Below are 4,152 nucleotides of genomic sequence, written 5' to 3'. Positions count from 1 at the left end.
CCTTTTTGGACGGGCGGGACGCCCATCCCACACACTTGTGGAAGTTATTTAATTCTCATTCCTAATGAATATAAGTTGTAATATCTTTATGAGGACTTCCGTTGTCAATACAAACCAAGGGGTAAGGTGCGCGGTACACACCAATACAAAGATGCGGGTACGCACTCTACAAACTCATGTCGATTGTTTACTCAGCAAATTCTCGCAAAGCTGGAATTAAATACTGTGTCAAAGTAAAGGCATCTACTCCTAATTCCGTCCGTTCTTTAGCAGCCATGATTCCGGCTTGAGCGTGCCACCAAGCTGCTGTTACAGCAACTGATTTAGGGGGGGACTTGCGGGCGATCGCACTTGCTAATAGTCCCCCTAACAAGCCTGTGAGAACGTCGCCGCTGCCGCCTCTGGCGAGAGCTGGGGTGCTTTCGGGATTGAGGTAGGTGATGGTACGTGAAGCGTCGCTATGCCGTAGGGAATCGCCCTCATCCTTCCAACTTATGCACACTCTGGCTCCTTTGAGCAATATCGTTGCACCGCAAAGCTTAGCTGCTGCTTGAGTTGCCGCAATTCGATCATCGCCGGTTTCGTCGGCTAATTCGGGAAATAAACGCTTGAATTCGCCCGGATGAGGCGTGATAATTGTCAGTGCACGGCGTTCGGACAAAATCGGGACTGTGCCGAGTTGAGCGAGGATATTTAAACCGTCAGCATCTAAAACCAGAGGTCGATCGCTCTCCAGTACAGATTCTACAGCTATTGCCGCTTCCAATGTCAGACCTGGCCCTGCGGCGATCGCGTCATAAGAACTCAAATCAATTGCTACTGGTAACTCGCTAATTGCACCGCTTTGGGTTTCGGGACATCCTATAACTAATGCCTCTGGCAACTGACTGCTCAACATCGGTTTAATCGACTCAGGAACAGCAATTGACAGCATTCCGATGCCGCTTGCTCTTGCTCCCAATGCTGCCAAAATTGCGGCTCCGCTGTAGCGGCGGGAACCTGCAATAATTAGTATGTTACCGTTGGTGTATTTGTGCGAAATTGGCGATCGGGGCAACGGCAAATGCTGAGTGACCGATGCTTTTGTAATGCGTTGTATAGCTGGCGTTTCGCCTAATATTGCTGCAATATCTGCTGCGGGAATATCAAAATCAATTAATTCAGAACTGCCGATATATTCTAATGCTCTATCTTGCAGAAATGCCATTTTCCACAAACCCAAACATAATGTATATTTTGCCTGGATTGCCGTCCCCAAAACTTCTCCCGTATCTGTATGAATTCCCGATGGAATGTCTATACTTAAAATGGCTATATTTAAATTATTTATTTCGTCAATAGCTGCGGCAGTGGCGTTAGTAATTTCTCGTTCTAATCCAAATCCAAATAAACCATCTACGAGCAAATCGCAGTTGGTCAGATTTTCAATATTATCAACAAATGGGATATTTAAATAACGCGCATAATCAGCGTGATTTTTTGTTAGTTCTTTTAGTTTAGAAAACGGGCAGTAAATAACTACTTGGAACCCTTGAAAGTGCAATTCGCGAGCAACAACCAAAGCATCGCCGCCGTTGTGTCCCGGCCCAACCAATATGCCGATAACTGGCAATTGAGAATTAACAAGATTTTTCCCTTCTTCCCTTTTCCTTCTATCCGTTAAATCCCGTACACTGCTAGTTGCCGAACTTCCTTCCGCTTTCAAAATCTCCTGAATGCGTCTAGCAAGCAGTCCCGCGACTTTTTCCATTAAAGCTGCGACTGGCATTCCCGCAGCAAAGATTCTCGTTTCTATTTGCCGCATTTGGTCGGCGGTGACAACAAATTTTTGAATGGTCATATTAATGCTAAAATTTCAGCTAACAGCAGCAGTGGCAATTTGTAGTATACTTGTGGTATAATAAATTAGCTCGATCGAACAAAGTAACAGTAAAATAGCAATTTCTCCCCAACCATGAACAAGATTGTTGTAGGCCTCTCCGGCGGGGTCGATAGTTCCGCAGCAGCCGCAATTTTACACCATCAAGGATATGAAGTGGTGGGTTTAACGCTGTGGTTGATGAAGGGCAAAGGTCAGTGCTGCTCTGAGGGAATGGTCGATGCCGCTAAAATTTGCGAAGATTTGGGCGTTCCCCACCACATTGTTGACAGCCGCGAGGTCTTTCAGGCAAGTATTATTGATTATTTGGTGGAGGGTTACAGTGCAGGAGTTACACCTCTGCCTTGTTCGCAGTGCAATAAAACTGTGAAGTTCGGGCCGATGCTTAAGTTTGCTCGCGAAGAACTCGGAATTGAAAAAATCGCTACAGGCCACTACGCTAGGATTACTTACGATGCTGCTACTGGTCGCTATCAGTTGCTGCGGGCGATCGACCCTGCGAAAGATCAGTCTTATTTCCTGTACGATCTAACACAGGATTTGTTGGCGGGTACGGAGTTTCCTTTGGGGGAAATTACCAAGACAGAAACTCGCAGAATCGCGGCAGAATTTGGCTTGACAACTGCGGATAAGCCGGAAAGTCAGGATTTGTGCTTGGTGGAAAGTAACGGTTCGATGCGGGCTTTTCTGGATAAGTACATTGCGCCACAAAAGGGTGACATTGTGGACAAGTCAGGGCGGGTGCTCGGACAGCATGACGGTGTTCACCACTACACCATCGGCCAGCGGAAGGGACTCGGAATTGCTGCGCCCGAACCGCTGTACGTGATTGAACTCGATGCTGCTGGCAATCGGGTAATTGTGGGCGATCGACAGTTGGCAGTAGAATCTGAATGTACAGTCCAGAAAGTGAATTGGGTTTCTGTAGCTGCACCGACGACTCCGATTCGGGCTCAGGTACAGATTCGATATCGATCGCAACCCGTCCCGGCTACAATTATTCCTGTAGAAACCTCCCAAGCAGAGGAAAAAGTCGGCGGTACAAGAGTTAAGTTGATTTTTGACGAACCGCAGTTGAGCATTACCCCCGGACAAGCCGCTGTTTGGTATGACGGAGACGTGCTATTGGGCGGTGGCATCATCGAAAGAAACCAAGTCCCCAATTAAAGCAAGGGGCGGGCTAGGAGCAACGGCCCACAAGAAACCACCCACAAAAAAACTCTTTGTGGAACAGGCATCTTGCCTGTTTGTGATCCCCACCCACAAGAAAATTCACTCTTTGTGGAACAGGCATCTTGCCTGTTCCCAGAAGCCCACAAGAAACCACCCACAAAAAAACTCACTCTTTGTGGAACAGGCATCTTGCCTGTTCCCAGAAGCCCACAAGAAACCACCCACAAAAAAACTCACTCTTTGTGGAACAGGCATCTTGCCTGTTCCAAAAGGAAACTTATATTTCATTTCACAGGGTACATTTACTTAGCTAACTTTTTTTCCAAACGCAAGATATTTCCCCTAGCATTAGTACGGTAAACCCAAGTTTGCCTACCATCCGAAACCACAACCCGCCAACCTTCAACAATCATTTGACCGCAAATTTCATCGGCTTTCGAGAGTCCTAAACAAGTATTCGGCCAACTTTGTCCGCTTGATTCAGTTACTTTCAACTTGTCAGCAGCAATGCCAGTGGAGTCCGACAACTGTCGGCGAACTGCTTCTGCTACGGTTGCGGGCAATTGCTTAGGGGGATTTTGGCGCGTACCCTCGGCCAAATTCCCCGGTTCGGAAGTGAGAGTATTAAGTGCCAATACCGAATAGCTGATGTTTTGGGGCACCGCGGCTGAGGAAAATTGCTGCGCGGTTTGCTGCTGTTGCTTTTCCAACTGGGCCAGGGAATCTTTGAGAGCGCCCGCGTTAGCTGCTGCGGTGTGTCTTAGCGCCGGATACATTTCCCATACCAGAATTCCTGTGAGCACCAAAGCCAAGATTACTGGATTGGGCTGCTTTTGGTCTCGGTTTTTATTTTTTGGAAATTTATTTTGGGAGATTCTTTTCATAATATGCCCTCTGCCTCACTTTACACAATGCGCGATCGCTCCTGAACACTCAACTGCAGATACTTATTTAGACACTATTGCTGGTGCTATTGGTTCCTTTGTGCAGAACCGATTTGACTGCTGGTGCGTGGGGCGCAAGTCATTGGTAACAAGTTAGAACGGAGTAGATTTTGTCAATACCCCTTTATGTAGAAATATAATTGAATAATAATGATA

Annotated in this window: 4 protein-coding genes; 1 reads left to right on the top strand and 3 read right to left on the bottom strand. The window is 46.9% G+C overall.

Annotated elements, in window-relative coordinates; translation table 11 throughout:
* Window positions 1-187: 187 nt before the first annotated feature.
* On the bottom strand, window positions 188-1,840 hold the full coding sequence (locus tag QUB26_RS31300) for an NAD(P)H-hydrate dehydratase (protein ID WP_333321187.1): 1,653 nt from the start codon (window positions 1,838-1,840) through the stop codon (window positions 188-190).
* A 114-nt stretch (window positions 1,841-1,954) separates the two neighbouring features.
* Here QUB26_RS31300 and mnmA point away from each other — a divergent pair, with 114 nt between their 5' ends.
* Window positions 1,955-3,046: a tRNA 2-thiouridine(34) synthase MnmA gene (gene mnmA / locus QUB26_RS31295; RefSeq protein WP_333321184.1), complete on the top strand. Its 1,092-nt coding sequence runs from the start codon at window positions 1,955-1,957 to the stop codon at window positions 3,044-3,046.
* 105 nt (window positions 3,047-3,151) lie between these two features.
* Here mnmA and QUB26_RS31290 read toward each other — a convergent pair whose 3' ends face one another.
* Both QUB26_RS31290 and QUB26_RS31285 read right to left on the bottom strand, forming a co-directional pair.
* Window positions 3,152-3,307, bottom strand: coding sequence for a hypothetical protein (locus QUB26_RS31290; RefSeq protein WP_333321182.1), 156 nt, complete (start codon window positions 3,305-3,307; stop codon window positions 3,152-3,154).
* A gap of 47 nt (window positions 3,308-3,354) precedes the next feature.
* Complete coding sequence (locus QUB26_RS31285) at window positions 3,355-3,936, bottom strand: hypothetical protein (RefSeq protein WP_333321180.1); 582 nt, start codon at window positions 3,934-3,936, stop codon at window positions 3,355-3,357.
* Window positions 3,937-4,152: the final 216 nt, after the last annotated feature.

The organism is Microcoleus sp. B4-C1 (assembly GCF_036705285.1).
GTDB lineage: Bacteria > Cyanobacteriota > Cyanobacteriia > Cyanobacteriales > Microcoleaceae > Microcoleus.
The sequence above is the reverse complement of the archived record's forward strand: the minus strand, read 5'-3'. Positions and strand labels throughout refer to the sequence as shown.

Coding starts and splice junctions, on each gene's coding strand:
- mnmA (WP_333321184.1), top strand. CDS start 1,955: ATGAACAAGATTGTTGTAGGCCTCTCCGGCGGGGTCGATAGTTCCGCA.
- QUB26_RS31285 (WP_333321180.1), bottom strand. CDS start 3,936: ATGAAAAGAATCTCCCAAAATAAATTTCCAAAAAATAAAAACCGAGAC.
- QUB26_RS31290 (WP_333321182.1), bottom strand. CDS start 3,307: ATGCCTGTTCCACAAAGAGTGAGTTTTTTTGTGGGTGGTTTCTTGTGG.
- QUB26_RS31300 (WP_333321187.1), bottom strand. CDS start 1,840: ATGACCATTCAAAAATTTGTTGTCACCGCCGACCAAATGCGGCAAATA.